The 25,737-nt window shown below is 33.5% G+C and carries 24 protein-coding genes and 1 tRNA gene; 10 read left to right on the top strand and 15 right to left on the bottom strand.

Annotated features, from left to right (window positions below; all coding sequences use genetic code 11):
* Positions 1-17: 17 nt before the first annotated feature.
* The 3 genes from BT107_RS17685 to BT107_RS09325 all read right to left on the bottom strand — a co-directional run bounded on the left by BT107_RS17685 (position 18) and on the right by BT107_RS09325 (position 1,894).
* Positions 18-392 carry a hypothetical protein gene (locus tag BT107_RS17685; protein ID WP_244543111.1) on the bottom strand — a complete coding sequence of 125 codons (375 nt, stop codon included), beginning with the start codon at positions 390-392 and terminating at the stop codon, positions 18-20.
* The gene (locus tag BT107_RS09330; RefSeq protein WP_244543110.1) at positions 346-1,362 is read right to left on the bottom strand and encodes a cytochrome-c peroxidase; all 1,017 of its coding nucleotides are present in this window, start codon (positions 1,360-1,362) and stop codon (positions 346-348) included. Before BT107_RS09330 ends, BT107_RS17685 begins: the two co-directional genes overlap by 47 nt.
* Before the next feature lie 91 nt (positions 1,363-1,453).
* Positions 1,454-1,894, bottom strand: a complete 441-nt coding sequence (locus BT107_RS09325) for a retropepsin-like aspartic protease family protein (protein ID WP_072303512.1) — start codon at positions 1,892-1,894, stop codon at positions 1,454-1,456.
* A 108-nt stretch (positions 1,895-2,002) separates the two neighbouring features.
* Here BT107_RS09325 and BT107_RS09320 point away from each other — a divergent pair, with 108 nt between their 5' ends.
* The 8 genes from BT107_RS09320 to BT107_RS09285 all read left to right on the top strand — a co-directional run bounded on the left by BT107_RS09320 (position 2,003) and on the right by BT107_RS09285 (position 7,164).
* Entirely contained in the window at positions 2,003-2,770 is a 768-nt protein-coding gene (locus BT107_RS09320) for a TatD family hydrolase (protein WP_072303511.1), read from the top strand.
* 14 nt (positions 2,771-2,784) lie between these two features.
* Positions 2,785-3,813 (top strand): asparaginase, encoded by a 1,029-nt coding sequence (locus tag BT107_RS09315; protein WP_072303794.1) that lies wholly within the window; start codon positions 2,785-2,787, stop codon positions 3,811-3,813.
* A gap of 67 nt (positions 3,814-3,880) precedes the next feature.
* Positions 3,881-3,968, top strand: a tRNA-Ser gene (locus BT107_RS09310).
* A gap of 80 nt (positions 3,969-4,048) precedes the next feature.
* Positions 4,049-4,786, top strand: coding sequence for a MotA/TolQ/ExbB proton channel family protein (locus BT107_RS09305; RefSeq protein WP_072303510.1), 738 nt, complete (start codon positions 4,049-4,051; stop codon positions 4,784-4,786).
* A gap of 24 nt (positions 4,787-4,810) precedes the next feature.
* The gene (locus tag BT107_RS09300; protein WP_072303509.1) at positions 4,811-5,260 is read left to right on the top strand and encodes a hypothetical protein; all 450 of its coding nucleotides are present in this window, start codon (positions 4,811-4,813) and stop codon (positions 5,258-5,260) included.
* A 12-nt stretch (positions 5,261-5,272) separates the two neighbouring features.
* The gene (locus tag BT107_RS09295; RefSeq protein WP_072303508.1) at positions 5,273-5,899 is read left to right on the top strand and encodes an ExbD/TolR family protein; all 627 of its coding nucleotides are present in this window, start codon (positions 5,273-5,275) and stop codon (positions 5,897-5,899) included.
* Between the two features lie 21 nt (positions 5,900-5,920).
* On the top strand, positions 5,921-6,403 hold the full coding sequence (locus BT107_RS09290) for an ExbD/TolR family protein (RefSeq protein ID WP_072303507.1): 483 nt from the start codon (positions 5,921-5,923) through the stop codon (positions 6,401-6,403).
* Positions 6,404-6,489: 86 nt separating this feature from the next.
* Entirely contained in the window at positions 6,490-7,164 is a 675-nt protein-coding gene (locus BT107_RS09285) for a porin family protein (protein ID WP_072303506.1), read from the top strand.
* On the opposite strand, the gene BT107_RS09280 is transcribed toward BT107_RS09285, so the two are convergent.
* From BT107_RS09280 to rplM, 10 genes are all read right to left on the bottom strand, one after another.
* Positions 7,159-7,764 carry a hypothetical protein gene (locus BT107_RS09280; RefSeq protein ID WP_072303505.1) on the bottom strand — a complete coding sequence of 202 codons (606 nt, stop codon included), beginning with the start codon at positions 7,762-7,764 and terminating at the stop codon, positions 7,159-7,161. The genes BT107_RS09285 and BT107_RS09280 overlap by 6 nt on opposite strands.
* Positions 7,764-9,215, bottom strand: coding sequence for an RNA polymerase factor sigma-54 (gene rpoN, locus BT107_RS09275; RefSeq protein WP_072303504.1), 1,452 nt, complete (start codon positions 9,213-9,215; stop codon positions 7,764-7,766). The genes BT107_RS09280 and rpoN overlap by 1 nt, the downstream gene beginning before the upstream one ends.
* 42 nt (positions 9,216-9,257) lie before the next feature.
* Positions 9,258-10,691, bottom strand: coding sequence for an asparagine--tRNA ligase (gene asnS / locus BT107_RS09270; RefSeq protein ID WP_072303503.1), 1,434 nt, complete (start codon positions 10,689-10,691; stop codon positions 9,258-9,260).
* Positions 10,692-10,762: 71 nt separating this feature from the next.
* Positions 10,763-13,180 carry an efflux RND transporter permease subunit gene (locus BT107_RS09265; protein ID WP_072303502.1) on the bottom strand — a complete coding sequence of 806 codons (2,418 nt, stop codon included), beginning with the start codon at positions 13,178-13,180 and terminating at the stop codon, positions 10,763-10,765.
* Between the two features lie 505 nt (positions 13,181-13,685).
* Complete coding sequence (frr, locus tag BT107_RS09255) at positions 13,686-14,243, bottom strand: ribosome recycling factor (protein WP_072303500.1); 558 nt, start codon at positions 14,241-14,243, stop codon at positions 13,686-13,688.
* 40 nt (positions 14,244-14,283) lie between these two features.
* Positions 14,284-14,991: a UMP kinase gene (gene pyrH, locus BT107_RS09250; RefSeq protein ID WP_072303499.1), complete on the bottom strand. Its 708-nt coding sequence runs from the start codon at positions 14,989-14,991 to the stop codon at positions 14,284-14,286.
* A gap of 166 nt (positions 14,992-15,157) precedes the next feature.
* Positions 15,158-16,123: a translation elongation factor Ts gene (gene tsf, locus BT107_RS09245; RefSeq protein WP_072303498.1), complete on the bottom strand. Its 966-nt coding sequence runs from the start codon at positions 16,121-16,123 to the stop codon at positions 15,158-15,160.
* Between the two features lie 98 nt (positions 16,124-16,221).
* A complete protein-coding gene (gene rpsB, locus BT107_RS09240) occupies positions 16,222-17,262 on the bottom strand; it encodes a 30S ribosomal protein S2 (protein ID WP_072303497.1) in 1,041 nt (346 codons plus the stop codon).
* Positions 17,263-17,515: 253 nt separating this feature from the next.
* On the bottom strand, positions 17,516-17,902 hold the full coding sequence (gene rpsI, locus BT107_RS09235) for a 30S ribosomal protein S9 (RefSeq protein ID WP_072303496.1): 387 nt from the start codon (positions 17,900-17,902) through the stop codon (positions 17,516-17,518).
* A complete protein-coding gene (rplM, locus tag BT107_RS09230) occupies positions 17,902-18,354 on the bottom strand; it encodes a 50S ribosomal protein L13 (protein WP_072303495.1) in 453 nt (150 codons plus the stop codon). Before rplM ends, rpsI begins: the two co-directional genes overlap by 1 nt.
* 241 nt (positions 18,355-18,595) lie before the next feature.
* Here rplM and BT107_RS09225 point away from each other — a divergent pair, with 241 nt between their 5' ends.
* Together BT107_RS09225 and BT107_RS09220 are read left to right on the top strand one after the other, a co-directional pair.
* Positions 18,596-21,220 (top strand): DUF5916 domain-containing protein, encoded by a 2,625-nt coding sequence (locus BT107_RS09225; protein WP_072303494.1) that lies wholly within the window; start codon positions 18,596-18,598, stop codon positions 21,218-21,220.
* A gap of 70 nt (positions 21,221-21,290) precedes the next feature.
* Entirely contained in the window at positions 21,291-21,776 is a 486-nt protein-coding gene (locus tag BT107_RS09220; RefSeq protein WP_072303493.1) for a lipocalin family protein, read from the top strand.
* A gap of 73 nt (positions 21,777-21,849) precedes the next feature.
* Here the strand turns inward: BT107_RS09220 and polA are convergent, their stop codons facing one another.
* A complete protein-coding gene (gene polA, locus BT107_RS09215; RefSeq protein ID WP_072303492.1) occupies positions 21,850-24,693 on the bottom strand; it encodes a DNA polymerase I in 2,844 nt (947 codons plus the stop codon).
* 48 nt (positions 24,694-24,741) lie between these two features.
* Positions 24,742-25,734: an isoaspartyl peptidase/L-asparaginase family protein gene (locus tag BT107_RS09210; protein WP_072303491.1), complete on the bottom strand. Its 993-nt coding sequence runs from the start codon at positions 25,732-25,734 to the stop codon at positions 24,742-24,744.
* Positions 25,735-25,737 lie beyond the last annotated feature (3 nt).

Genomic DNA, 25,737 nt, shown 5'->3' with positions numbered 1-25,737 from the left:
TTTTGTTGTTTTTATCTTTAGTTGCAGTCCATATCCGTTTTGGATTCACTGTCTGCATTAGGAAAACAATTTCCAGAAGGTAAGCTCTCTGGGGTATATCTATTAAGGTTGTTGTCGTATAAGGCATTTTCAACAAAAGAAGTTAGGTCGTTTATTTCTTCATTTGTTAAATGTAGGGGAATAAAACTATTTGCTAATTGGCTTTCTGGTACATCGCTGTTTTCTGAAATAGCCTTGTTTTTGTATTCTATAACTTTTTTTATGCTAGTAAAGCTTCCTCCGTGACCAAAGTTTGTGGCGTCTTTTAAGTTGTATAGTGTGGGTATTTTAAATTTATAATTGTCTTCAGTTTTTCCTGTAAACCCGCCTCTTCCTTTTTTTTGTTGCTTCATCTATAAGTATATGAGAGCTATTTTGGTCTAGGTCTTTCATTCCTATTGCGTAGAAACCAGTTTTGTTTAAGCCAGGCCCAGAGTGGCATTGGTAGCATTCTGCTTTTCCAAAAAATAAATTAGCACCTTTTAGTTCGTTAGATGATAGTGCATTTTTATCTCCTCTTAACCATTCTTGAAAAGGAGCTTTGCTTGCAAGTACAATTCTTTCGTAAGCTGCAATGGCTAAGCCTGCGTTAATGGTAGAATATCTGTTGCTTTCTTCGGTGTCAGGAAAGGCTGCGTCAAACATAATTTTGTACCCGTTATTTTCTAGAAAGTCTATGTCTATTAAAAGTCGATGAACTCCTAGTCCTGCAATAGCTTGTATTTCTATGCCTTCAAACCCAAGGTTGTTTCTTTCTTTCGGTGTGTTTGGTGTCCAATTGCTTTCTGTTCCTGTGTTTTCTGCTGTTCCCCCAAACTGGCCATTCCAAAGCATTACTTTTTGATAGGCGGTGTTTAAAATACTTGGAGATTTTATAGGTTGTACGTCTAAGTCGGTTTCAAGGTAATCTATAGACATATGTCTTGTTTCTCCTTTTGTTCCGTATCCAAAACCACCCTCGCCTATGCCTTGTAGGTTCCCGCTCTGGAAACCTGCTGCAGAATGATGGCAGCTGGCACAAGAATACGTATTTGTGCCTATTTCTTTAATAGGGTTAAGGGCAAGTCCAGTTTCGTGAAATAACAATTTACCTAAAGCTACCTTTTCTGGTGTTAAAGGGTTTTTGGGGTCGCTTGGTATGTTGTTTAAGTCGTTTTCTAGGGGTAATTGTAAGGCTTCTAGTGAACCGTAAAGCGAAGTTATATTTTTCTGTAAAATGTCTTCTTCTGCCTTTTGGTAATCGTTATCGTCATTAGAGCAGCTGGTTGTAAATAATATAAATACTGAGGCTAAACAGTATAATGTTATTTTCTGAATTGTCATGGTTGTAGTATTTTGCGTGTAAAAATCTACATTTCAACAAAAATCAGCTTTAATTAATCGTCACAATGCTTATAAAATGGATGAGACTATCTTATAATTTAAAATAGACACATTTCTTATTGTAATCTATAATAGCCTTTGTCTTTTTTAATATGTCAGCTCCAATAATACCATCTACGGGTAGTGCATTGTGGTTTATTAGAGCTTGGTTAACGTGCATAAGATCAAATAAAACAATTTTTAATTTCTGATATTTCCAGGCTCCAATTTTTATGGTGTTTTTAGTAGAGATTTGGGTGTCCATTTCTGTGGCGCCTGCACCAGCAGCTTTTATTTCTGAATCTTCAGGAATTAGCTTAAAGTTTTCAATTTTATCTATGCCTATGCAAGTGTTAGATGCTCCCGTGTCTAGAATAAACCTACCTGAAATATCATTAATTTTTGCTTTTATTTCAAAATGATTAGTAGGAGTAAGGGTTAATTTAATTTTGGTGTACCCTTTTTTAAGTAGAAATTTTTTTAAGCTAGACATGTATTCAGTTTTTGTACAAATATATATCAATCTTTAAGAGATAAAGGAAAATGAAACTATATCGTTTTAAAAACAATAAAATCTATAAGATAATTCTATTTTTGCGGTATGATTTTAACAGATACACATACACATTTATATAGTGAAGCTTTTGATCAAGATAGAGATGAGGCTATACAAAAAGCAATGGAAAGTGGGGTAAAACGTTTTTTTATTCCTGCAATAGATTCGACCTACACAAGTTCTATGTTGACTTTGGAGGAGGCTTATCCAGATAATGTTTTTTTAATGATGGGGCTTCATCCAACGCATGTAAAAGAGGATTACCATGTAGAATTGGTGCATATTGAAGAAATGTTAGCGCAACGCAAATTTTATGCAGTTGGTGAAATTGGAATAGATTTGTATTGGGATAAGACATTTCTAAAAGAGCAACAACATGCTTTTAAACATCAAATACAGCTAGCTAAAAAATATAAATTACCTATTGTAATTCACTGTAGAGGTGCCTTTGACGAGGTTTTTGAAATTTTAGAAGAACAAAAAGGTGATGATCTGCGCGGTATTTTTCATTGTTTTACTGGCACATTGGAACAAGCAAAATTGGCTATTTCTTACAATATGAAGTTGGGTATAGGTGGTGTAGTGACTTTTAAGAATGGTAAAATTGATAAATTTTTAAGCGAAATTGATATTGAAAACATTGTTTTAGAAACAGATGCTCCTTATTTGGCGCCAACACCATTTAGAGGTAAAAGAAATGAAAGTGCCTACATTGTTAATGTAGCGCAAAAACTTGCCGAAATATATAATAAGGATATAGCAGAGATCGCAGAAATAACAACAAGGAACTCTGAGTCGGTGTTTGGAGTGTAAAAATGAAAATTAGTATGGCACATAAGACAAAAATATTACTTGTCTATACCGGAGGAACAATTGGTATGGTAAAAGATTATAAAACGGGAGCTTTAAAGGCTTTTAATTTTAATAATCTAATGAAAAGTATACCAGAATTAAAACAGTTAGATTGTTCTGTGGATAGTGTTTCTTTTGATGAGCCTATAGATTCATCTAATATGAATCCGTCTCATTGGGTGTCTATTGCTACTCTAATAGAGGAGAATTATGATGCTTTTGATGGTTTTGTAATTCTACACGGTAGCGATACTATGAGTTACACTGCTTCTGCTTTAAGTTATATGTTAGAGCATTTGAGCAAGCCAGTAATTTTAACGGGGTCTCAATTGCCAATAGGCGATTTGCGTACAGATGCAAAAGAAAACTTAATTACTTCTATTCAAATAGCGGCTTTAAGAGAAGGTGATAGAGCTGTAATACAAGAAGTGTGTTTGTATTTTGAATATAAATTATATAGAGGTAACCGTACTACAAAAATAAATGCGGAACATTTTGAAGCTTTTGCTTCATTAAATTATCCTGAATTAGCAGAGTCTGGTGTGCATTTAAAAGTAAATACCGAATATTTAAGAAAAAAGAAGCATCAGAAGCCATTAAAAGTGCATAAAAAACTGGATGATAACGTTGTTATTCTCAAATTATTCCCAGGATTAAATAAGAATGTACTAAAAAGTGTGTTAAATATTCCTGATTTAAAAGGTGTAATATTAGAAACATATGGTGCTGGTAATGCACCTACAGATAAATGGTTGCTAAATGATATAAAAAATGCAATAAAAAGAGGATTGCATATTGTTAATGTTACACAGTGTTCTGGAGGTAGTGTTTTACTGGGGCAGTATGAAACTAGTGAGGAGTTGCAGAGCTTGCAAATTATTAATGGTAAGGATATTACAACAGAGGCAGCTGTAACTAAGTTAATGTATTTGTTAGGTACTGGTGTCTCACCAAAACTATTTAAAACACTTTTTGAAACACCTTTGCGAGGAGAATTGCAATAAAAATAACATATATAATTTCTTAAACTAATATTTTTTTTGTTATTTGGACCCCGTTAAACTTATGAATAGAGAGGTGGCCGAGTGGTCGAAGGCGCACGCCTGGAAAGTGTGTATACATCACAAGTGTATCGAGGGTTCGAATCCCTTCCTCTCTGCAGATAAGTTTATTTTAATTTTATTATAACATTTTTTTTTTATCTTTAACCCTATTAACTAACTAAATTAAGTTTCGAAAATGAAAAGATTATCATCTATCCTAGCTGTAGCTGGGTTGTTTGTTTTTAGTACAAATACAGTAAATGCAGCTACTTTATTACAAGAAGCAGCGGAAAAAGACGCTCCAAGAGGATTTGTTCAAGTTTTAAAAGAACAATTTATTACTGGTGGACCTGCATTTATGGGTATTGTACTTTTATGTTTAATTCTTGGTCTTGCAGTGGCAATAGAAAGAATTATTTATTTAAACATGGCAAGTACAAACACTGCTAAATTAAAGCAAAAAGTTGAAGACGCTTTAGCATCTGGTGGTGTAGAAGCAGCTAAAGAAGTGTGTAGAAATACAAAAGGACCTGTAGCGTCTATTTTCTACCAAGGATTAGATAGAGCTGGTGAAAGCATAGAGTCTGCAGAAAAAGCAGTTGTAGCTTACGGTGGTGTGCAAATGGGTCAATTAGAGAAGAATGTTTCTTGGTTATCTTTATTTATTGCTATTGCGCCAATGCTTGGTTTCATGGGTACGGTAATTGGTATGATCCAGGCCTTCCAGAAGATTGCAGCAGTAGGTAACTTAAGTGCATCTTTAATTGCAGGTGATATTCAGGTTGCATTATTAACAACTGTATTTGGTCTTGTGACAGCTATTATTCTTCAGATTTTTTATAATTACATCATTGCTAAAATTGATAGTATTGTAAATGATATGGAAGATTCTTCAATCTCTTTGATTGATATGTTGGTAGATCACAAAAAATAAGTCGGACCTTAATACAAAAGCATTATGCAAAAAATAATTAAAATAGCCTTAATCGTAATAGGCCTTATATCGGCTGTGCTATGGTATTTTTTACCATCAGGGGATTTTACTATTCCTGAGGTAGCAGCAGAGGCGGCGAACAGTAGTGCAATGAACTTTATGTTTATTATTACATATATCTTATTAGGTATAGCAGTAGTGGTAGCCTTAGTTTATACACTTAAAAACTTGTTTTCAACTCCAGAGAACCTTAAAAAAGCCTTATTTGCTTTAGTTGGTTTTGCACTTGTAGTAATTATTTCGTACTTTTTATCAAACGGAGAAGATTTAGATCCTCAGTTTTTAACAGATATGAATGCTACAACTAGTACAGTTAAAAATATCGGAACGGGTATTTACACGTTCTTAATATTAGCAATAGTTGCTGTTGTTCTAATGATTGTACCAAGTGTAAAAAAACTAATCGGTAAATAAAAAATAATAATTATGGCAAGAAGAGGTGGAGCACCAGAAGTAAGTGCCGGTTCTATGGCAGATATTGCTTTCTTACTGCTTATCTTTTTCTTAGTAACTACTACTATAGAAACAGATGCAGGATTAGATCGTATGTTGCCTCCTAAAGAGCCGCCTACTGACGAACAAATAGTTCTTAAGCAAAAAAATATTTTTACTGTTCAAATTGGTAAAGATGGTCAGTTGCTTGTAGAGGAAGAACTTTTAGATATTAAGAAACTAAAAGATAAAGCAGTTGCTTTTTTAGATAACGGTGGAGCAATAAAGGGAGATCCTAATTATTGTGACTACTGTGAAGGAGAAAGAAGTCCAGAGTCTTCTGATAATCCAATTAAAGCAGTTATTTCGTTAAAGAATGATCGTGAAACTAAATATTCTGTATACATAACAGTACAGAATGAGTTAGTTGCAGCGTATAATGAATTGCGTAATAGATCGGCTAAGAAGTTAGGTTATAATATGTCTTTTACAGAAATGGAAGCGGCATATGCAGACCAAGAAACTCCAGATGAAACTAAGGAAAAATTGAAAGTTAGAATTAAGAAAATTCAAGATCTTTATCCTCAGAAATTATCTGAAGCTGAAACTAGCACAAATTAATAACATTTAATACAAAGGAATATGTCAAAATTTAAAAAGAAAAAAGACGGAGAATTACCTCCAGTTTCTACGGCTTCTCTTCCGGATATTGTATTTATGCTTTTGTTTTTCTTTATGACGGTTACTGTAATGAAAGATAGCGAGCCATTGGTAGAAAATGATTTACCTAACGCTTCTGAAATTAAGAAACTAGAAAAGAAAGATAGAGTAGTTTATATTTATGTTGGTGAACCTACAGCTAAATACCAAAGTGCATTTGGTAAGGAGCCTAAGATACAATTAAACGATAAGTTTGCTAATGTTTCTGAGGTAGGAGATTACGTTTTAGAAGAAATTGCTAAAAAACCACAAGAGGTTCAAAATGCAATAACTACATCTTTAAAAGTTGATAAGAATGCCAATATGGGTATTATTATGGATATTAAAGAGGAGTTAAGAAAAGTAAATGCTTTAAAGGTAAATTACACTACATATGATGGTGATGCCTTTAAAAACTTACAATAATTTAGATAGTTAAACTATTATAAGCGCTTCAGATAGGTAACACTATTTGGAGCGTTTTTTTGTACCAACATTTTAAATGTTTATTTATGTTACGCAATAGCTCTCTTATAATTTTTTTCTTGTTTGTTTTAGGTGCTTCGGCACAGAATAGTACTGTAGATAGTCTTTATTTAGAAGATCAGTTTTATTTGGGTTTAACCTATAATACTTTTGGTAGTAAACCGTCTGATATGACGCAGAGAAACCTTCCTTTTGGTTTGCAATTTGGATTTATAAAAGATATGCCTATTAATAAAAATCGAACTGTGTCTATAGGTTTAGGTTTAGGGTATGCTGTAAATAACTATTACTCTAATTTAATAGCAACAAAAGAAAATAATGTTATTGCATATTCTTTTGCTGATGATGATACAGATTATAAACGTAGTAAGATTGAGACACATTTAGTTGAATTGCCAATTGAATTTCGTTGGAGAAAATCTACGCCAACAGATTATAAGTTTTTAAGAATTTATGGAGGTGTTAAATTAGGATATGCATTTTCAGCTAGATCAAAATTTGTTTCAGATGAATTAAAGGAATCTTTTTCTAATGACGATATAGATAAGATTAGGTATGGTCTGCAGTTTAATATGGGTTATAATACGTGGAATGTACACGTTTATTATGGTCTAAATAGCTTGTTAGATGGCGCTGCGGTAAACGGTGAAGACTTAAGCTTAAAACCGATAAGAGTTGGTTTTAACTTTTATATTTTATAACCAATATTTTATTGTAATAAATTGAGAAACTAGGCCTATTAAAAAGCCTACTATGATTTCTGAATTACTATTTGCTTTAAGGTAAAGTCTACTTGTTGCTACAATTCCTGTGCAAATTATTGCGGTAGCAATTGCAAAAATAATATTTACTTCAAAATGGACGCTAAGGTTTATTAGTAGCATAGTTAATGTTCCTAGTCCCATTAAATGCATACTGCTCTTAAAACGCATAAAAAGCAGCAATAAGGTGCTGAATGTTGCGGCAACTAACCCTAAAAAGAAAAAGAAAAGTTCTTTTGAGTAGTTGTTGGGTATTACTTTATATACAATAAGTAATAAGAGGCCAAGGCTTATGTATAGCGGATATTTTCGTTCTTCTAATGAAGGGGCAGAAAAAGAAGATATTGCACCTACACTTCTTAATATAATATAGCATACTAAAGGAACAATAACTGTTAATATAAGTATGGGTAATATGTTGCCCATAAATAAATTTGCTGTGTAATATTGGGGTGTAATTTTAAAGTAGCACAAAGTGCCAATTACAGGTGTAAATAAAGGGTGAAAAATAGAAGATGCTAGTTTTGAAAGTCCTTTCATTAAATCTGCTTTCTTAACCTTGCTACAGGAATGTTTAGTTGTTCTCTGTATTTGGCTACTGTACGGCGGGCAATAGGATAACCTTTTTCTTTTAATATGGCAGCCAGTTTATCGTCTGTTAATGGTTTTCTTTTTTCTTCTTCACCAATAACAGTCTCAAGTATTTTCTTTATTTCTTTTGTAGATACATCTTCTCCTTGCTCATTTTTCATAGACTCAGAGAAGTATTCCTTTATTAGTTTAGTGCCGTAAGGCGTGTCTACATACTTACTGTTGGCTACCCTGGAAACGGTAGAAACATCCATACCTATGGTGTCTGCAATATCTTTTAAAATCATTGGTCTAAGCTTGCGCTCGTCACCTGTTAAAAAGTACTCTTCTTGGTAGTTCATAATAGCGCTCATTGTAATAAAAAGAGTTTGTTGTCTTTGTTTAATAGCGTCTATAAACCACTTTGCTGCATCTAGTTTTTGTTTGATAAAAAATACAGTGTCTTTTTGAGATTGAGATTTTGTTTTAGAATTTTTATATCCTTCAAGCATATTGTTATACTGTCTAGATACGTGTAACTCAGGAGCATTTCTTCCGTTTAATGTAAGTTCTAATTCGCCATCAGCAATCTTTATAGAAAAATCAGGAACAATGTGTTCTATTATTCTAGTGTTGCCTGCGTAAGATCCGCCTGGTTTTGGGTTTAATTTTTCAATCTCAGAAATGGCACCTTTAAGTTCCTCTTCTGTTATATTGTGTTTCTGTATTAACTTCTTATAATGTTTTTTTGTAAACTGATCAAAAGACTTTTCTAGAATTAAAGAAGCTAGCTCTATTTCTGGAGTTTGTTCTTTTCTAGATAATTGTATAATTAAACATTCTTCTAAAGATCTAGCAGCAACACCAGGCGGATCTAAGTCTTGAACTAGATTTAAGACCTTTAGAATATCTTTTTCTTCAGTAAATATATTTTGCGTAAAAGCAAGGTCATCCATAATATCCGCTATGGGTCTACGGATGTAACCGCTCTCATCTACACTACCAATTAAAAACTCTGCGATAGACCAATCTTGATCGTCTAAGTAAACAGTGTTTAATTGTGTCATTAAATATTGATGAAAAGATGTTCCTGCAGCATATGGTATGCTCTTTTCGTCATCATCTGCACTGTAATTATTAGCTTGGGTACGATAGTCAGGAACTTCATCATCAGAAAGATACTCGTCTATGTTTATATCTTCTGCTTCAATTTTTTCGGTATCATTATCATATATATCATCATATTCATCCTCTATAGAATCGGCTTCATCTTTGCCAGTTTCTAAAGCAGGATTTTCTTCTAACTCTTGTTTTAAACGTTGTTCAAAAGCTTGAGTAGGAAGTTGAATTAACTTCATAAGCTGTATCTGTTGTGGAGACAACTTTTGAGATAACTTAAATTGTAGGTGTTGTTTAAGCATTAATGTTAATTCTTTTTATGACTGTTTTTGTTGTTAATACTACTAAAATTCTGCGTTTTGTGGTGTTCTTGGAAAAGGAATAACGTCTCTAATGTTACCCATTCCTGTAGCAAAAAGCACTAATCGCTCAAAACCAAGACCAAAACCACTGTGTACAGCACTACCATATTTGCGTAAGTCTGTATACCACCATAGTTCTTTTTCGTCTATGTCAAGATCTTTCATTTTTTCTAAAAGAACATCTAAACGTTCTTCTCTTTGCGAGCCACCAACTATTTCTCCTATACCAGGAAAAAGAATATCCATTGCTCTTACTGTTTTGCCATCTTCATTTAAACGCATATAAAATGCTTTTATTTTAGCTGGGTAATCAAACAAAATAACAGGACATTTAAAATGCTTTTCTACAAGAAAACGTTCGTGTTCACTTTGTAAATCTGCACCCCATTCATTTATAGGGAATTTAAACTTTTTCTTCTTATTAGGTTTGCTGTTCTTTAGTATGTCTATAGCCTCTGTGTAAGTAACTCTTTTAAAGTTGTTTTCTGTAATGAACTTTAGTTTTTCAATTAAAGGCATTTCACTACGTTCGGCTACAGGTTTAGTTTTTTCTTCGTCTAACAAACGCTTTTCTAGAAACTCTAAGTCGTCTTTACAGTTTTCTAGCACATAAGATAATACGCTTTTTATAAAGTCTTCTGCTAAGTCCATGTTAGCATCTAAATCGTAAAAAGCCATTTCTGGTTCTATCATCCAGAACTCTGCAAGGTGTCTAGAGGTGTTAGAGTTTTCTGCTCTAAAAGTTGGTCCAAAAGTATATACTTTTCCAAGGCCCATTGCATAGGTTTCTGCTTCTAGTTGTCCGGATACAGTTAGGTTAGTTTCTTTTCCAAAAAAGTCTTTTGAGTAATCAATATCTCCATCTTCAGTTAAAGGAGGGTTTTTGCTATCTAATGTAGATACTTTAAATATTTCTCCTGCTCCTTCAGCGTCAGATCCAGTTACAATTGGAGTGTGAACGTGAAAAAATCCGTTTTGTTGAAAGTATTGGTGTACAGCAAAAGATAGGGCAGAGCGCATACGCATTACGGCAGAAAAAGTATTTGTTCTTACGCGTAAATGTGCTTTTTCTCTTAAAAATTCTAAAGTATGTTTTTTAGGTTGAATAGGATACGTTTCTGGATCTGCAGTTCCATGAACCTCTAAAGAAGAAACTTGTACTTCTAAAGATTGGCCTTTTCCTTGGCTTTCTACTAGTGTGCCTTTAACTTTTATAGCGGCTCCTGTAGAGATTTGCTTTAATAGGTTTTCGTCTAACTTTTCAAAATCGACAACACATTGTATATTTTGTATAGTAGAGCCGTCATTTAAAGCAATAAATCTATTGCTTCTAAATGTTTTTACCCAACCATTAATGGTTACTTCTTGTAAAAGTTGTTTCCCTGACAATAAGTCTTTTATGCTGTTTGTGTTCATTTTCTGTAAAATATACTTCTTATTTTAAGTGATAAAGATAGCTTTTTTGAGTTGTCTTTAAAATACTCAAATTAGTTTTGATTATTGATTTGATTTTTTTTCTTGATTTTTACCTCGTCTTTTGGTAAAATATCTATTTGTGGTTTTTTAAGAACTTGTTTATTTGCTATACTACGCTCTAAGGATAGTAGTAGTGATGGTAGTAAAATTAAATTTGCAAGCATTGCAAATAATAGTGTTGCAGAAACTAATGCTCCTAGAGCTACTGTGCCACCAAAGTTTGAGATTATAAATACCGAAAAGCCAAAGAACAGCACTATAGATGTGTAAAACATACTAACTCCTGTTTCTCTTAATGCGGCGTAAACAGATTTTTTAATTGCCCATTTGTTTACTACTAGTTCTTGCCTGTATTTGGCTAAAAAGTGAATGGTATCATCTACAGATATACCAAAAGCAATACTAAATACTAATATAGTAGATGGTTTTATAGGTACACCTACAAAGCCCATTACGCCAGCTGTAATAATTAAAGGTAATAGGTTAGGTATTAGAGAAATTACAATCATTCTAAAAGACCTAAATAAATACGCCATAAATAAGGCTATAAGTGCAATGGCTAGGGCTAATGATAATACTAGGTTGTTAACTAGGTATTTTGTCCCTTTTAAAAATAATAAAGCTTTGCCAGTTAAGAAGGTATTGTATCTTTCTTTTGGAAAAATTTTGTCTAAATTCTCTTGTAGCTCACTTTCTATGTCTTGCATACGCTCCGTATCTACATCTCTCATAAATGTGGTGATATGAGCTGTTTGTCCTGTAGAGTCCACAAAGCTTTTTAATAAGTTGCCCTCGCCCTTAGAGTTACGAACAACATCCATAATAAAGTTGTTCTCTTGCGTGGTTGGCAACTGATAATATTTGGGAATACCATTGTAAAATGCTTGTTTAGAGTATTTTACTAGATTTACAATAGATATGGGTTTAGATAGTTCTGGAATTTCATCTATAACCTCACCAAGCTTGTCCATTCTTTTTAATGTTGCTGGCTTTAAAACTCCATTCTTTCTTTTGCTATCTATTACAATTTCTACGGGCATTATGCCATTGTATTCTTTTTCAAAAAAGCGAATATCTTTAAAGAATTCAGCTTTTTTTGGCATATCTTCTATAGGGCTACCAGATATTTTTATCTGATAAATTCCAATAATACTTATGGTTAGTAAAAGGACAGATACAATGTATACTGAGATTCTTTTATTTCTAACAATGTTTTCCATCCAACTAACAAATGTATCAATCCATTTGGTGTTTAAATGCTTTAAATGCTTGTCTTTTGGCATTGGTAAAAAGCTGTAAACTATTGGAATAATTAATAGCGAAAGAATAAAAATACCAATGATATTTATAGAGGCTACAATACCAAATTCTTTTAATAACTGACTGTCTGTAATTATGAATGTTGCAAAACCCGACGCCGTTGTAATGTTGGTCATTAAGGTTGCGTTTCCTATTTTAGAGATAACACGTTGTAAAGACAGTGCTTTGTTTCCGTGTTTTTTTACCTCTTGCTGATATTTATTTATTAAAAATATACAGTTAGGTATGCCTATTACAATGATTAACGGTGGTATTAAAGCTGTTAAAACTGTAATTTCATATTGAAGCAATCCTAATATGCCAAAGGCCCACATTACACCAATAATAACAACGCACATAGATATAAATGTGGCTCTAAAACTCCTAAAAAAGAAAAAGAAAATTAATGAAGTAACACCAAGCGCTGCTAGTATAAATTTATTTATCTCGTCTATTATGTTCTTAGAGTTCATTGTGCGTATATATGGCATTCCAGATATATGCAAATTCATCTTAGTTTCTTCTTCAAATCTGTCTGTTAAATGCAGAAAATCTTTTAAGATAAAATCTTTTCTAACAGATGTATTTACGATGTCCTTGTCTAGGTAAACTAATGTTCTAATTGTTCCTGTTTCCTTATTGTAAAGCAGGTTTTCGTAAAATGGCATATTTTCAAAAAGATGCTGTTTTAAACTATCTATTTCTGCTTTAGTTCTAGGTTTAGATTTTATAAAGTTTTGAAGTAGAAATTTTTGTCCATCTTCAGACTTTACTAATTCTTTGAGATTGTCCGTAGATAACACAAAATCTACCTCTGGAAAAGCATCTAATTGTTTACTAAGTTTGTTCCATCTATTAAACTTTTCTGGAGTATATAAGGTGCTGTCTTTTGCTGCTATAGCAATAACATTGCCTTCTTCTCCAAATAGTTTTAAAAATGATTGGTACTTAACATTTACCGGATGATGATCTGGTAATAAGTTAGCTTCTGAGCTAGAGAACTTCATATTTTTCCATTGGAACCCAAGGAAAACAGTGAAAGCTATAATAAGTAATATAATGAGAATTCTATTTCTTAGAATTATCCGAGCGGTTTTAGCCCAAAAACCTTGCGTAATCTTTGCAACCATTATAAGTAATTAAGGTGCGCAAAGGTAAAGAATGTATGTTAGTGTTCCCAAAAAATGGGGTTTAAATACGGATTAAAGGTAAAGAAACATTAATCTTCTACTTTGATATTATGTTCTTTGCAGAATTTTATAAACTCTTTAAGTGTTTTGTTGAGTTTATGGAGGTTTAGGTCTCTGTGTTTACCGTTCTTAAGTTGTAGTCTATATTTTTTTATGTTTAGTGTTTTTGTAATTTGAAAACACTTTATTTCTCTTTTTGAATAAAATTCCTTGTAAGATTTTTTTGTTAGCATATAATACGCATAACCAATTGCGCAAATAATTAACACTAGGGACGCATAAAAAAGAATGTTGCCTTGATTGTTGAAGATGTTTAAGGCAGAACTTAGTATTATAAGTACAGAGAAAATCTTAGCATTACTTAGTTGACTTTTAATATCGTCTATAAGCTGTATTTTGCCTAAATCTTCTCTGTATAGTACCTTCATTAACAGGTCATTTTTTATTAAACTTTCATTATCTCAACCTCTTTTGTAGCAAGTAAAGTATCTATTTTTTTTGTATAAGAGTTTGTAAGTTCTTGTACTTCTGCTTCTGCGTTCTTTTTTAAATCTTCAGATGCGTCGTCTAAAGATCTTATTTCTTTGTTGGCTTCTTGTCTAGCATTTCTTATGCCAACTTTAGCATCTTCTGCTTCTCCTTTAGCTTGTTTGGCTAAATCTTTTCTTCTTTCTTCTGTTAATGGTGGAACATTGATAATAACAAAGTCTCCATTGTTCATAGGGTTAAAGCCAAGATTGGCATTCATAATAGCTTTTTCTATTTCGTGAAGCATATTTTTTTCCCATGGCTGAACAGATATTGTTCTTGCGTCTGGTGTATTTATATTGGCAACCTGAGCTAGAGGTGTAGAAGAACCATAATAATCTACCATTACGCTAGATAGCATAACTGGACTTGCTTTACCTGCTCTAATTTTAATAAAAGCTTTTTCTAAATGGCTAATTGTGCCATTCATACTTTCTTTTGTGCTGTCTATTATAAAATTAATTTCTTCGTTCATTGTGTTAGTCTTTAGTCTAGGTACTTCACAAATTGTACCACTATAAATTTACTTCTGTTCCTATGTTTTCTCCTGATACTAGTTTAAGTAAATTCCCTTTTGTGTTCATATCAAAAACTACAATAGGTAATTCGTTTTCTTGACTTAGGGTAAAAGCAGTAGTATCCATTACTTTTAAACCTTTGTTTAGTACATCTTGAAAAGATATTTTGTCAAATTTAGTAGCATTAGCATCCTTTTCTGGGTCAGATGTGTAAATACCATCTACTCTTGTTCCCTTTAGTATTACGTCAGCCTCAATTTCTATTGCACGTAAAACTGCAGCAGAATCTGTTGTAAAATACGGATTTCCTGTTCCTCCGCCAAAAATTACAACACGACCTTTTTCTAAGTGTCTCATTGCTTTTCTTCTTATAAAAGGTTCAGCTACTTCGTTAATTTTAATTGCTGTTTGTAATCTTGTTTGTATACCTGCGTCTTCAAGAGCACTTTGTAGTGCTAAGCCATTTATTACTGTGGCTAGCATACCCATATGATCTCCTTGTACGCGGTCCATGCCGTTACTTGCTCCAGAAACACCTCTAAATATGTTTCCTCCACCAATAACAATTGCTACTTGAATACCTTTGTCTACTACTTCTTTAATCTCTGAAGCGTATTCTGCAAGTCTAATAGGGTCTATCCCATATTGTCTGCTGCCCATTAAGGCTTCTCCACTAAGTTTTAAAAGTATTCTTTTATAATGCATGTTGGCGTTGTTTATGGTTAGCAAAAATAATCAAAAAAATCAACGGTATTGTATCTGTTATATTTAATTCTAACATTTTGTTGGTGTAGCTAGTTATGTAAAATAAAAAAGCCGTTTTCTTAAAAAAGAAAACGGCTTTAAATAGACTTAATGTCTTATGTTCTTATTATCCAAGAGCAACTCTTTTAAAAGATGTTACGGTTACATCACCGTAAGAAGAAACGTAAGATGCTACGTTAATTTTTTCATCTTTAATAAAGTTTTGGTCTAATAGACACTGCTCTTGATCAAGAGTTGTGTTATCAGATACAAATCTTTCCATTTTACCTGGTAAAATTTTATCCCATATTTGTTCTGGCTTGCCTTCTGCTTTAAGTTGTGCCTTAGCATCTTCTTCTGCAGTTGCCATAACTTCTGGAGTTAATTGAGCCATAGAGATGTATTGAGGTACGTTTTTAAGAGTTTTTCCTAAACGACCTAACTCAATATTATCTTTTTCTATAACAGCAATTCTAGCTTCTGTTTCAGATGCTACAAAAGCAGGGTCAAAATCTTTGTAAGATAAAGTGCTAGCACCCATAGATGCAATTTGCATAGCAACATCTTTACCTAAAGTTTCAACGTTATCTACTTTAGCAGAAAAACCTACTACAGCAGCAATTTTGTTAATGTGTATGTAAGAACCAACGTAAGGAGCCTCTACAGTCTCAAAAGCATTGATTTCTAATTTTTCACCAATAACACCAGTTTGCTCAACTAATTTCTCAGCAACAGTCATACCACCAAAATCAGCAGCTAAAAACTCTTCCTTAGAATTGTAATTTAAAGCTAAATCTCCTAATTGGTTAGCAAGTGCTAAAAAGTTATCGTTTTTTCCAACAAAATCAGTTTCACAACCTAATACAATTGCAACACCTTTGTTTTCTTCTGCGTTAACTTTAGCAACTGCAGCTCCTTCACTAGAGTCACGATCAGCTCTTTTTTCTGCTACTTTTTGACCTTTTTTACGTAATACGTCAATTGCTTTGTCAAAATCACCTTCAGCTTCAACTAATGCTTTTTTGCAGTCCATCATTCCTGCGCCAGTAGCTTTTCTAAGCTTGTTAACTTCTGCAGCTGTAATTTTTGCCATTTTATGTAAGTTTTAAGATTGCTCTAAGAAAATACTATTTTCTTAGAGCGATGTTAAATTAATATTTTGTTTTTTATATATAAAAGGTTTGGTTTAGATTACTCTATACCTCCTTTAGTATTGTCTTGCCATACTTTAAGCTCGTCCCATTTACCTTCAGCAGCCATTTTAGCTTGCTTTGGCCAAGAACCAGGATTTTTAGATGCAAAACTAGAACCAGCAGCAGTTAAAATTGCGCTTAATTCTTCAACAGATTTAGCAGCTAAATCAGCAAAAGTGTTAATTCCTTCTTTTTGGAAAATCTCTCCAATTTTAGGACCTATTCCTTCAACTTTAGTTAAATCATCTGTAGATGTAGCTTCTGCTTTAGGAGCAACTTCTGTTTTTGGAGTTGCTTTTGCTTTAGGAGCCGCAGTTTCTTTTCCTTCTTTTTCAGCTTGTTTGTCAGACTTACGATCTGCTAAACCTTCTATAATAGCATCAGAAACATGAGATAATACAGCTTCAATAGATTTAGAAGCATCATCATTAGATGGGATTATGTAATCGATAGGTCTAGGGTCAGAGTTTGTATCTACCATAGCAAAAATAGGAATGTTTAATTTTAAAGCTTCCTTAACTGCAATGTGCTCTCTCATTGTATCAACAATAAATAAAGCTCCTGGTAAACGAGTCATATCAGAGATAGAACCTAAGTTTTTCTCCAATTTAGCTCTTAAACGGTCTACTTGTAAACGTTCTTTTTTAGATAAAGTTAAAAAAGTACCATCTTTTTTCATTCTATCAATAGAAGCCATTTTCTTAACGGCTTTACGGATAGTAACAAAGTTAGTTAGCATACCACCTGGCCATCTTTCTGTGATGTAAGGCATATTTGCTTTTCCTGCTTTGTCTGCAACGATGTCTTTTGCTTGTTTTTTGGTAGCTACGAAAAGTATTTTTCTACCTGATGCTGCTATTTTTTTAAGAGCTTCATTAGCTTCTTCAATTTTTGCAGCTGTTTTGTACAAGTTAATAACGTGTATACCGTTACGCTCCATATAAATGTATGGTGCCATATTCGGGTTCCACTTTCTTGTAAGGTGTCCAAAGTGTACACCTGCTTCTAATAAGTCTTTTACTTCAATTTTGTTTGCCATTTTGTTTGTAATAGTTTACGTTCCGTTTTACTTAGCAATGCTAAAGTAGTGCGTATGCAGTCTTTAACATTTAGATGCTAAACTAGTGCTTTCTATTATGGTAATAGAAAACAACGACAACTTGTTTTAATTTTATGCTTTAGATATATTCTAAAGACTATCAATGAACTTGTTATGTTGGCAAAGCCAACGGGTATATAAATCAGAAAAAATCTGATGTAAAAAAACCGGAACAAAGTTCCGGAATATATTCTTAACGTTTAGAGAATTGAAATTTCTTACGGGCTTTTTTCTGACCGAATTTCTTACGCTCTACCATTCTTGGATCTCTTGTTAAAAGACCTTCTGGCTTAAGTATTAATCTGTTCTCTGCATCTACCTCGCACATTGCTCTAGATATTGCTAATCTAATAGCTTCTGCTTGTCCAGTGATACCTCCTCCGAAAACATTTACTTTTACGTCAAAGTTCTCTTCATTGCTAGTTAAAGCAAATGGTTGTTTTACTTTGTACTGTAAAGTAGCTGTAGGGAAATAATCATTTAAATCCTTTTTGTTGATTGTGATATTACCGCTTCCTTCAGAAACGTATATACGTGCAACAGCAGTTTTACGTCTGCCTATCTTATGAATTACCTCCATTATAAGTCCTTTAAGTTTATTGCTCTTGGTTTTTGCGCTTCTTGGTTGTGATCAGGACCTACGTAAACTTTAAGGTTACGAAAAAGTTCTGCTCCCAATCTATTTTTAGGTAACATACCTTTAATAGATTTTTCCACTACACGTGCTGGGTTCTTCTCCAACATTTCAATAGCTGTCTGAGACCTTTGACCACCAGGGTAACCTGTGTGTCTTATATAAGTCTTAGTTTGCCATTTGTTACCGCTAAGGGTAACTTTTTCCGCATTGATAACAATTACGTTATCCCCACAGTCCACATGTGGTGTAAAATTAGGTTTGTTCTTTCCTCTTAAGATTTTTGCAACCTTAGAAGCGAAACGACCTAATGTTTCTCCTTCAGCATCTACCAATAACCATTCCTTAGAAACGGTTGCTTTATTGGCTGAAATTGTCTTGTAGCTTAATGTATCCACACTAATATTTTTTTATTATTTACTTAATCCCGATAAACGGGGTGCAAATGTACAATTATTTACTTGAAATACAAATGCTTATTTCCGTTTATTTTTTTTGTTTGCTCTAAAAGCCGTAATTTTCTTGAATCTCGAAGCTTTATAATTTTCGATTTTAATAAAAAAAAGTGTTTTAAAGAGATAATTATGCAACAGTAGTGCTATTTTTACACCATCTATTAAATTATAACCATAATCACCAATGTTAAAGTTTAGTCTAACGAGTGTAATAGTATTTTTTACTTTTTCACTTTTTTCACAAGAAAGTGCAAATATACAAGTTCCAAAAAGGGTATACACTACAAATAGTGTAGAAAATAAAAAATCTCCAATTATTGACGGATATTTAGCAGACGATGCTTGGCAAAATTCAGAGTGGCAAGGTGATTTTGTTGAATGGAGACCAGATGAAAATACTACCCCTACACAGCCAACTAAATTTAAAATTATTTACGACGATAAATTCTTGTACATAGCATTTAAATGTTATGATAGTGAGTTAGATAAAATTGAAAAACGTTTGTCTAGAAGAGACGGATTTCAGGGTGATTGGGTAGAAATTAACATAGATAGTTACAACGATAAAAGAACTGCTTTTTCATTTACATTTACTGTTGCAGGTGTAAAAGGAGACGAGTTTATATCTGAAAATGGTAGCAGTTGGGATAGCAGTTGGAACCCTATTTGGTATGGTAGTTCTAAGTTAGATGAAGAGGGGTGGACTGCAGAATTAAAAATACCATTTAGTCAATTAAAATTTGGTGATGCTGCAGAACAAATTTGGGGTCTACAGGTTAAAAGAAGAATTTTTAGGGAAGAAGAGAGGTCTATTTGGCAGCGTATTCCTCTTGAATCATCTGGTTATGTAAGTGAATTTGGCGAGCTAAGAGGCTTGCGTAATATAAAACCACAGAAGCAATTAGAGATACAGCCTTTTGTTGTTAATCAATACGACAGTTACCCAAAAGAGCCAGGTAATCCTTATAGAGATGGTTCGGATTTTGATTTAAATGGAGGGTTAGATGCAAAAATTGGTATTACAAATGATTTAACTTTAGATCTTACCGTAAATCCAGATTTTGGACAGGTTGAAGCTGATCCTGGTGCAATTGCTTTAGATGGTTTTCAGATTTTCTTTAAAGAGCAACGTCCGTTTTTTGTTGAAAATAAAAATATTTTTGATTACGAATTTGCGAGCGGACAAGACAATTTGTTTTACAGTAGGCGTATAGGTCGTAATCCTCATGGTAGACCGCAATTACAAGATGGGGAATTTATGGATGTTCCTAAAAACACTACAATTCTTGGAGCGGCAAAATTTTCTGGTAAAACTAAAAGTGGTTGGTCTCTAGGTTTGTTAGAGAGTGTAACGGGTAAAATGTATGCAGAAATAGATAGTAACGGAGAAAAAAGAGACGAGCTTGTGGAGCCGCTTACTAATTATTTGGTGGCAAGAGCTCAAAAAGATTTTAATAGTAGAAACTCCTATGTGGGTGCAATTTTTACTTCTACAAACAGAAGGCTCGAAGATAATTTAGATTTTTTACGGGAATCTGCGGTTTCTGCTGGAGTCGATTTTAAGCATAATTGGAAAAATAGAGAGTATTATATAGAGGGTAATGTGGTTGCAAGCACTGTTTCTGGTTCTAAGGAATCTATAGCAAGAACGCAAAAATCTATTACACATTTATTTAATAGAGTAGATGCTGGGCATATAAAACTCGATGAGAATAGGACCTCTTTAACGGGCACTGGTGGTAAATTAGAGTTTGGTAAAGCTGGTGGTGGTAATTGGCGTTATGAGGGCGGTGTACTTTGGTATTCTCCGGAGTTAGAGCTAAATGATATTGGTTTTTTGCGCCAAGCAGATAAAATTACTCAGTTTGCAGAGGTGCAACGCTTGTATTTAAAACCAACTAGTTTTTATAGAAATATACGTTTACAATTAGGACAGTATTCTACTTTTGATTTTGATGGTAATTATAATAGGATGGCTTATGAGTTTAGTGGTAATATTAGTTATAAAAATAATTGGTGGACAGAGGTAGAGGCTACCTATAATCCTGTTTTTTATAGTAATGCTCATTTGCGTAGTGGGCCTCGTTGGCGTTTTGCTAAGGAAGGTGGCTTGGCATTGTTTGCGGGTTCTGATAACAGAAAAAAGTTTTACTCCACTGTGGGTTTTGTGGGTAATAGAGGAGCAGAAAATACATTTACTTATAATAGATATGTGTTTAGGTTTACTTATCAGCCTATAGATGCTTTTAGTTTGTCTATGGATAATGAGTTTTCTACAGAAAATAGCAAAACACAATATATAGCGCAGCGTACAATTAATGCTGCAACTAGATATGTTTTAGGAGAAATTGATCAGAAAACATTTAGTAGTTCTATACGTTTAAATTATAATTTAAATCCAAATTTAAGTTTACAGTATTATGGACAACCTTTTATTTCTAGAGGTCGATATTCTAAATTTAACTATGTTGCAGATCCTACAGCGAGTAGTATAGATAATAGGATTGCATTATATAGTGATAGCCAAATAACAAAGACTGGCGATGTGTATTCTGTTGATGAAGATTTAGATTCAACATCTGACTATGAGTTTGAAGATCCTGACTTTTCTTTTGTGCAGTTTAGGTCTAATTTGGTATTGCGATGGGAGTATATTCCTGGGTCAGAGATATTTTTAGTTTGGTCACAAGGGCTTACGGGGGATGCTAATCCGTCTGATGCTTTAGGTAGAAGTTTAAATCAGCAAATATTAGATCGTAAAAAGGATAATACTCTATTATTAAAGGCTACGTATAGGTTTATTTTATAAGTTAGATTGTTGTTTTATACTATAAAACAGTAATTTGCGTTTTTTATTTAGAATTAATAACTCAAAAAAAATGATTAAAAAAAGTATATTATTTATCGCAGCTATTTGTTTTTTGAACTTTTCTTGTTCTACAGATAGTGAAAAAGAAATGTTTTCAGAGAATAGTTTGGTAGGTACTTGGGAGATTTCCGATGTTACTAGAGAGGAGTCTTCAAACGTAAGTTTGCCGCAAGAAATTGCAAAAGATTTAATAAGTCAAGGGTGTAATTTATTTACATATACATTTAATGCTGATAATACTTTTGTTGGAAAAAGTAAATTAAATCACATTGAGGTTAATGCTACGGCAACGGGCTTAGAGGTAGATTGTCCTGAGCAGACTGATACTTTAGTAGGTCTTTGGGAGTTAAATGAAGATGAATTAACTATTACGGATCCTAATGGGGATAAAACGGTTACAAAAATAGCTTTAGATGGCAATACATTAACTATTGCAGGAGAAGATATAGATGAAGATAATTACGCAGGTTTAAATGTCGTTTTTACAAAAAAGTAACACTGTTTAAATTTGTAATAAAAAAGGCTCGATAGAAATTTCTATCGAGCCTTTTTTTATTGGTATAAATTGTTTAGTGTGCAACTAACCAGTTTTCTCCAATACCTATTTCTACGTCTAATGGCACGGCAAGTTTGTATGCGTTTTCCATTTCGGTTTTAATAAGCAGAGTTACTTCTTCTAGTTCTGTTTTGTGTGCGTCAAAAACCAATTCATCATGTACTTGTAAAAGCATTTTTGTTTTAAAATTACCTTGTGTAAGTTTCTTGTGAATATTAATCATTGCAATTTTAATAATATCTGCAGCACTACCTTGTATAGGTGCATTAACCGCGTTACGTTCTGCAGCACCACGAACAACTGCGTTTCTAGAATTAATATCTTTTAAATATCTACGTCTGCCTAGTACGGTTTGTACATATCCATTATCTCTTGCAAAGTCTACTAGCTCAGCCATATACTTTTTAAGCTTAGGGTAGGTTTCGTAGTATGCTTCTATAAGCTCTTTAGATTCGCCTCTGCTTAAGTCTGTTTGGTTGCTAAGTCCAAATGCAGATACACCATAAATAATACCAAAGTTTACAGTTTTGGCATTGCTACGTTGTTCTCTTGTAACTTCTTCTAGAGGTACATTAAATACTTTAGAAGCAGTAGAAGCGTGAATATCTTCTCCGTTTTTAAAGGCTTCTATCATTGTTGTTTCATCACTTAGGGCGGCAATAATACGTAGTTCTATTTGTGAATAATCTGCAGCTAATAAGGTGTAGTTTTCATCTCTTGGTATAAATGCTTTTCTTACTTGTCTGCCACGTTCTGTACGTATAGGTATATTTTGTAGGTTAGGGTTGTTGCTGCTTAATCTTCCTGTGGCTGCAACTGTTTGCATATAGTCTGTGTGTACACGTCCTGTAACTTCTTCTACTTGGTCTGGTAAAGCATCTATGTATGTGCTTTTTAATTTGGCTAAACCTCTGTACTCTATAATATTTTTAATTATTTCGTGGTCTTGTGCTAAGTAAGATAATACGTCTTCTGCTGTAGAGTATTGACCTGTCTTCGTTTTTTTAGGTTTGTCTACTAGTTTTAATTTTCCAAAAAGTATTTCTCCTAATTGCTTTGGTGATGCTATGTTAAATTCTTCGCCAGCGGCTTCGTAAATGCTAGTTTCCAAATTTTTGATATCAGAATTTAGTTCCTCGGATAAAGAATTTAAAAAAGCTACATCTAGGTTTATGCCTTCTAGTTCCATATCTGCTAAAACACTTAGTAGCGGAATTTCAATATCTTTAAATAGGTCTTCTGTTTTAGCCTCTGTAAGTTCCGGCCTAAATTGACTAGCTAATTGTAGGGTGATATCTGCATCTTCAACCGCATATTCTGTTTGTTGTTCTAAAGGAACTTGACGCATAGACAATTGATTTTTGCCTTTTTTGCCAATTAACTCTGTTATAGAAATAGGGCTGTAGTTTAAATATGTTTCGGCTAAGACTTCCATATTGTGCCTCATATCTGGGTTAATAAGATAATGTGCTAACATAGTGTCAAAATATGTTCCTTTAATAATAAGGTTGTATTTGCGTAATACTTTAATATCGTACTTTAAATTCTGACCTATTTTTTCAATTGTTTCGTTTTCAAAAAACGGACGTAATTGTTCTATAAGTTCTTGAGCTTGGTCTCTGTCTTCTGGAAAAGGAATGTAAAAACCTTTGCTAGCTTCCCAAGAAAAAGCAATGCCTACAAGTTCTGCAGTAAGTGGGTTTAGGCCTGTTGTTTCTGTGTCAAAACAAACAGAAGTTTGCTTCATTAAATTTTGAATAAACAATTTCATAGCCATACCAGGGGCTACACTTTGGTAAACGTGTGGTATGTCTTTACTTGTTTTTCTGCTAGACAATTCTTGTTGTATTTCTGTAGCAGATGGGGCATCTCCACCGCCAAATAGAGAAAACTGGCCAGCACCTGCTGCACTAGTTTTGTCTTGTTTTTTAGATGCTTTTTCAGATGTATTGTCTGTTGTGTTTGTTGTTGCTTCTGTTGCAAATGTTTTTATAAGATTGTCTGCAAGTCTTCTAAATTCTAGATCTTCAAAGATTGCAGTAACTTTTGCTAAATCTGGTTGGTCTAATTCGTATTCCTTTTCATTAAATTCAACTGGGACATCTAGCATAATGCGAGCAAGTTTTTTAGAAAGTAGTCCAAGCTCTTTGTTGGCTTCTATCTTTTCTTTCATTTTGCCCTTTAGTTCATGGGTATTTTCTAGTAGCCCTTCCATACTGCCGTAAGCTGCTAAAAATTTCTTTGCTGTTTTTTCGCCAACACCAGGCAAGCCAGGAATGTTATCTACAGAATCTCCCATCATACCTAGATAATCTATAACTTGTTCTGGTCTTTCTATTTCGAACTTTTTTTGAACCTCAGGAATACCCCAAGTTTCGTACCCGCCACCAAACATAGGTCTGTACATAAAAATGTTTTCAGATACTAGCTGAGCAAAATCTTTATCTGGTGTAACCATAAAAACTTTATAGTTTTCTTTTTCTGCTTTTTTGGCAAGTGTACCTATGATATCATCAGCTTCATACCCTTCTTTTACAATTACGGGTATGTGCATTGCTCTTAATATTTCTTCTATATAAGGTATGGCAAGTTTTATTGCTTCTGGGGTGGCATCGCGATTTGCTTTGTAGGCTTCAAACATTTCTACACGATCTACGCTTCCGCCACGATCAAAACAAACTGCTAAATGGTCTGGTCTTTCTCTTTTAATTACATCTAATAAGGAGTTTGTAAAGCCTAATATTGCCGATGTGTCTAGTCCTTTTGAGTTTATTCTTGGATTTTTTATAAATGCGTAATATCCTCTAAAGATTAAAGCGAATGCATCTAATAAAAAAAGTCTTTTTTGATCTGCCATTTTATATTCTATAATTAAGTGCCAAAACTACTAATTGTTGTTTTGTATTTAGTCTTTCTTGTAAAAAGAATTTACTTGTTCGTTGGTGTTATTTTCGATAGTAGCCTTACGGTATGTAAAACCTGGATGTACACAATAACCGCCTGTTTCTCCTTTTTTATTCATTGCTAAAAAGCCTATTTGAAAATCTTCTCGGTTTTTGTTTTTAGCCATAATTCTTTTAACGCCCTCTTCGCAGGCTTCTTGTGGTGATTTTCCTTGGCGCATTAATTCTACAATTAAAAAACTGCCAACCGTTCTTATTACTTCTTCGCCAACACCGGTTGCTGTTGCGCCACCAACCTCATTATCTACAAATAAACCAGCGCCAATAATAGGGGAGTCGCCAACCCGACCGCCAACTTTATATGCCATGCCGCTAGTGGTACAAGCTCCAGAAATGTCTCCATTTTTGTCCATTGCTAGCATTCCAATAGTGTCGTGGTTCTCTATGTTAATAATGGTTTCGTATCTAGAAGTCTTTTTCCATTCTAGCCAATCGTTTTTAGATTTCTCAGTAAGTAAGTTTTCTTTTTTAAACCCTTGCTCATATGCAAACTGTTCTGCGCCTTTACCTGCTAAAATTATGTGTGGTGTTTTTTCCATTACTTTACGAGCAACAGAAACAGGGTGTACAATATTCTGTAGGTAAACTACAGCTCCGCAATTCCCATCTTTGTCCATAATGCAGGCATCTAAAGTTACATTTCCATCACGATCTGGTCTTCCGCCAATACCTACTGTGTTGTTGTTTATGTCGGCCTCTTCAATCATTACGCCTTGCTCTACTGCGTCTAAAGAATTTCCGCCTTTAGCAAGAACATCCCAGGCTTTGTCATTTGCATTTTTAAAATTCCAGGTGCAAATAGCTATAGGTTTAATTGTTTTTGATTCCTCTATAGCTGCAACTGGCTTTTTGTTTTCACAGGAAGCTAAAATTGGAGCAGATATAATTCCGGCTGTGCTTAAAGATGAATTTTTTAAAAACTTTCTTCGATTCATAAT

The organism is Cellulophaga fucicola (assembly GCF_900119145.1).
Lineage (GTDB): Bacteria > Bacteroidota > Bacteroidia > Flavobacteriales > Flavobacteriaceae > Cellulophaga > Cellulophaga fucicola.
Note: the sequence above shows the minus strand (reverse complement) of the source record. Positions and strands in the feature narration are given on the sequence as shown.

Bases quoted from the DNA above. Each gene is read 5' to 3' on its own strand.
- BT107_RS17685 (WP_244543111.1), bottom strand. From the start codon at position 392: ATGAAGCAACAAAAAAAAGGAAGAGGCGGGTTTACAGGAAAAACTGAA.
- BT107_RS09330 (WP_244543110.1), bottom strand. From the start codon at position 1,362: ATGACAATTCAGAAAATAACATTATACTGTTTAGCCTCAGTATTTATA.
- BT107_RS09325 (WP_072303512.1), bottom strand. From the start codon at position 1,894: ATGTCTAGCTTAAAAAAATTTCTACTTAAAAAAGGGTACACCAAAATT.
- BT107_RS09320 (WP_072303511.1), top strand. From the start codon at position 2,003: ATGATTTTAACAGATACACATACACATTTATATAGTGAAGCTTTTGAT.
- BT107_RS09315 (WP_072303794.1), top strand. From the start codon at position 2,785: ATGGCACATAAGACAAAAATATTACTTGTCTATACCGGAGGAACAATT.
- BT107_RS09305 (WP_072303510.1), top strand. From the start codon at position 4,049: ATGAAAAGATTATCATCTATCCTAGCTGTAGCTGGGTTGTTTGTTTTT.
- BT107_RS09300 (WP_072303509.1), top strand. From the start codon at position 4,811: ATGCAAAAAATAATTAAAATAGCCTTAATCGTAATAGGCCTTATATCG.
- BT107_RS09295 (WP_072303508.1), top strand. From the start codon at position 5,273: ATGGCAAGAAGAGGTGGAGCACCAGAAGTAAGTGCCGGTTCTATGGCA.
- BT107_RS09290 (WP_072303507.1), top strand. From the start codon at position 5,921: ATGTCAAAATTTAAAAAGAAAAAAGACGGAGAATTACCTCCAGTTTCT.
- BT107_RS09285 (WP_072303506.1), top strand. From the start codon at position 6,490: ATGTTACGCAATAGCTCTCTTATAATTTTTTTCTTGTTTGTTTTAGGT.
- BT107_RS09280 (WP_072303505.1), bottom strand. From the start codon at position 7,764: ATGAAAGGACTTTCAAAACTAGCATCTTCTATTTTTCACCCTTTATTT.
- rpoN (WP_072303504.1), bottom strand. From the start codon at position 9,215: ATGCTTAAACAACACCTACAATTTAAGTTATCTCAAAAGTTGTCTCCA.
- asnS (WP_072303503.1), bottom strand. From the start codon at position 10,691: ATGAACACAAACAGCATAAAAGACTTATTGTCAGGGAAACAACTTTTA.
- BT107_RS09265 (WP_072303502.1), bottom strand. From the start codon at position 13,180: ATGGTTGCAAAGATTACGCAAGGTTTTTGGGCTAAAACCGCTCGGATA.
- frr (WP_072303500.1), bottom strand. From the start codon at position 14,243: ATGAACGAAGAAATTAATTTTATAATAGACAGCACAAAAGAAAGTATG.
- pyrH (WP_072303499.1), bottom strand. From the start codon at position 14,991: ATGCATTATAAAAGAATACTTTTAAAACTTAGTGGAGAAGCCTTAATG.
- tsf (WP_072303498.1), bottom strand. From the start codon at position 16,123: ATGGCAAAAATTACAGCTGCAGAAGTTAACAAGCTTAGAAAAGCTACT.
- rpsB (WP_072303497.1), bottom strand. From the start codon at position 17,262: ATGGCAAACAAAATTGAAGTAAAAGACTTATTAGAAGCAGGTGTACAC.
- rpsI (WP_072303496.1), bottom strand. From the start codon at position 17,902: ATGGAGGTAATTCATAAGATAGGCAGACGTAAAACTGCTGTTGCACGT.
- BT107_RS09225 (WP_072303494.1), top strand. From the start codon at position 18,596: ATGTTAAAGTTTAGTCTAACGAGTGTAATAGTATTTTTTACTTTTTCA.
- BT107_RS09220 (WP_072303493.1), top strand. From the start codon at position 21,291: ATGATTAAAAAAAGTATATTATTTATCGCAGCTATTTGTTTTTTGAAC.
- polA (WP_072303492.1), bottom strand. From the start codon at position 24,693: ATGGCAGATCAAAAAAGACTTTTTTTATTAGATGCATTCGCTTTAATC.
- BT107_RS09210 (WP_072303491.1), bottom strand. From the start codon at position 25,734: ATGAATCGAAGAAAGTTTTTAAAAAATTCATCTTTAAGCACAGCCGGA.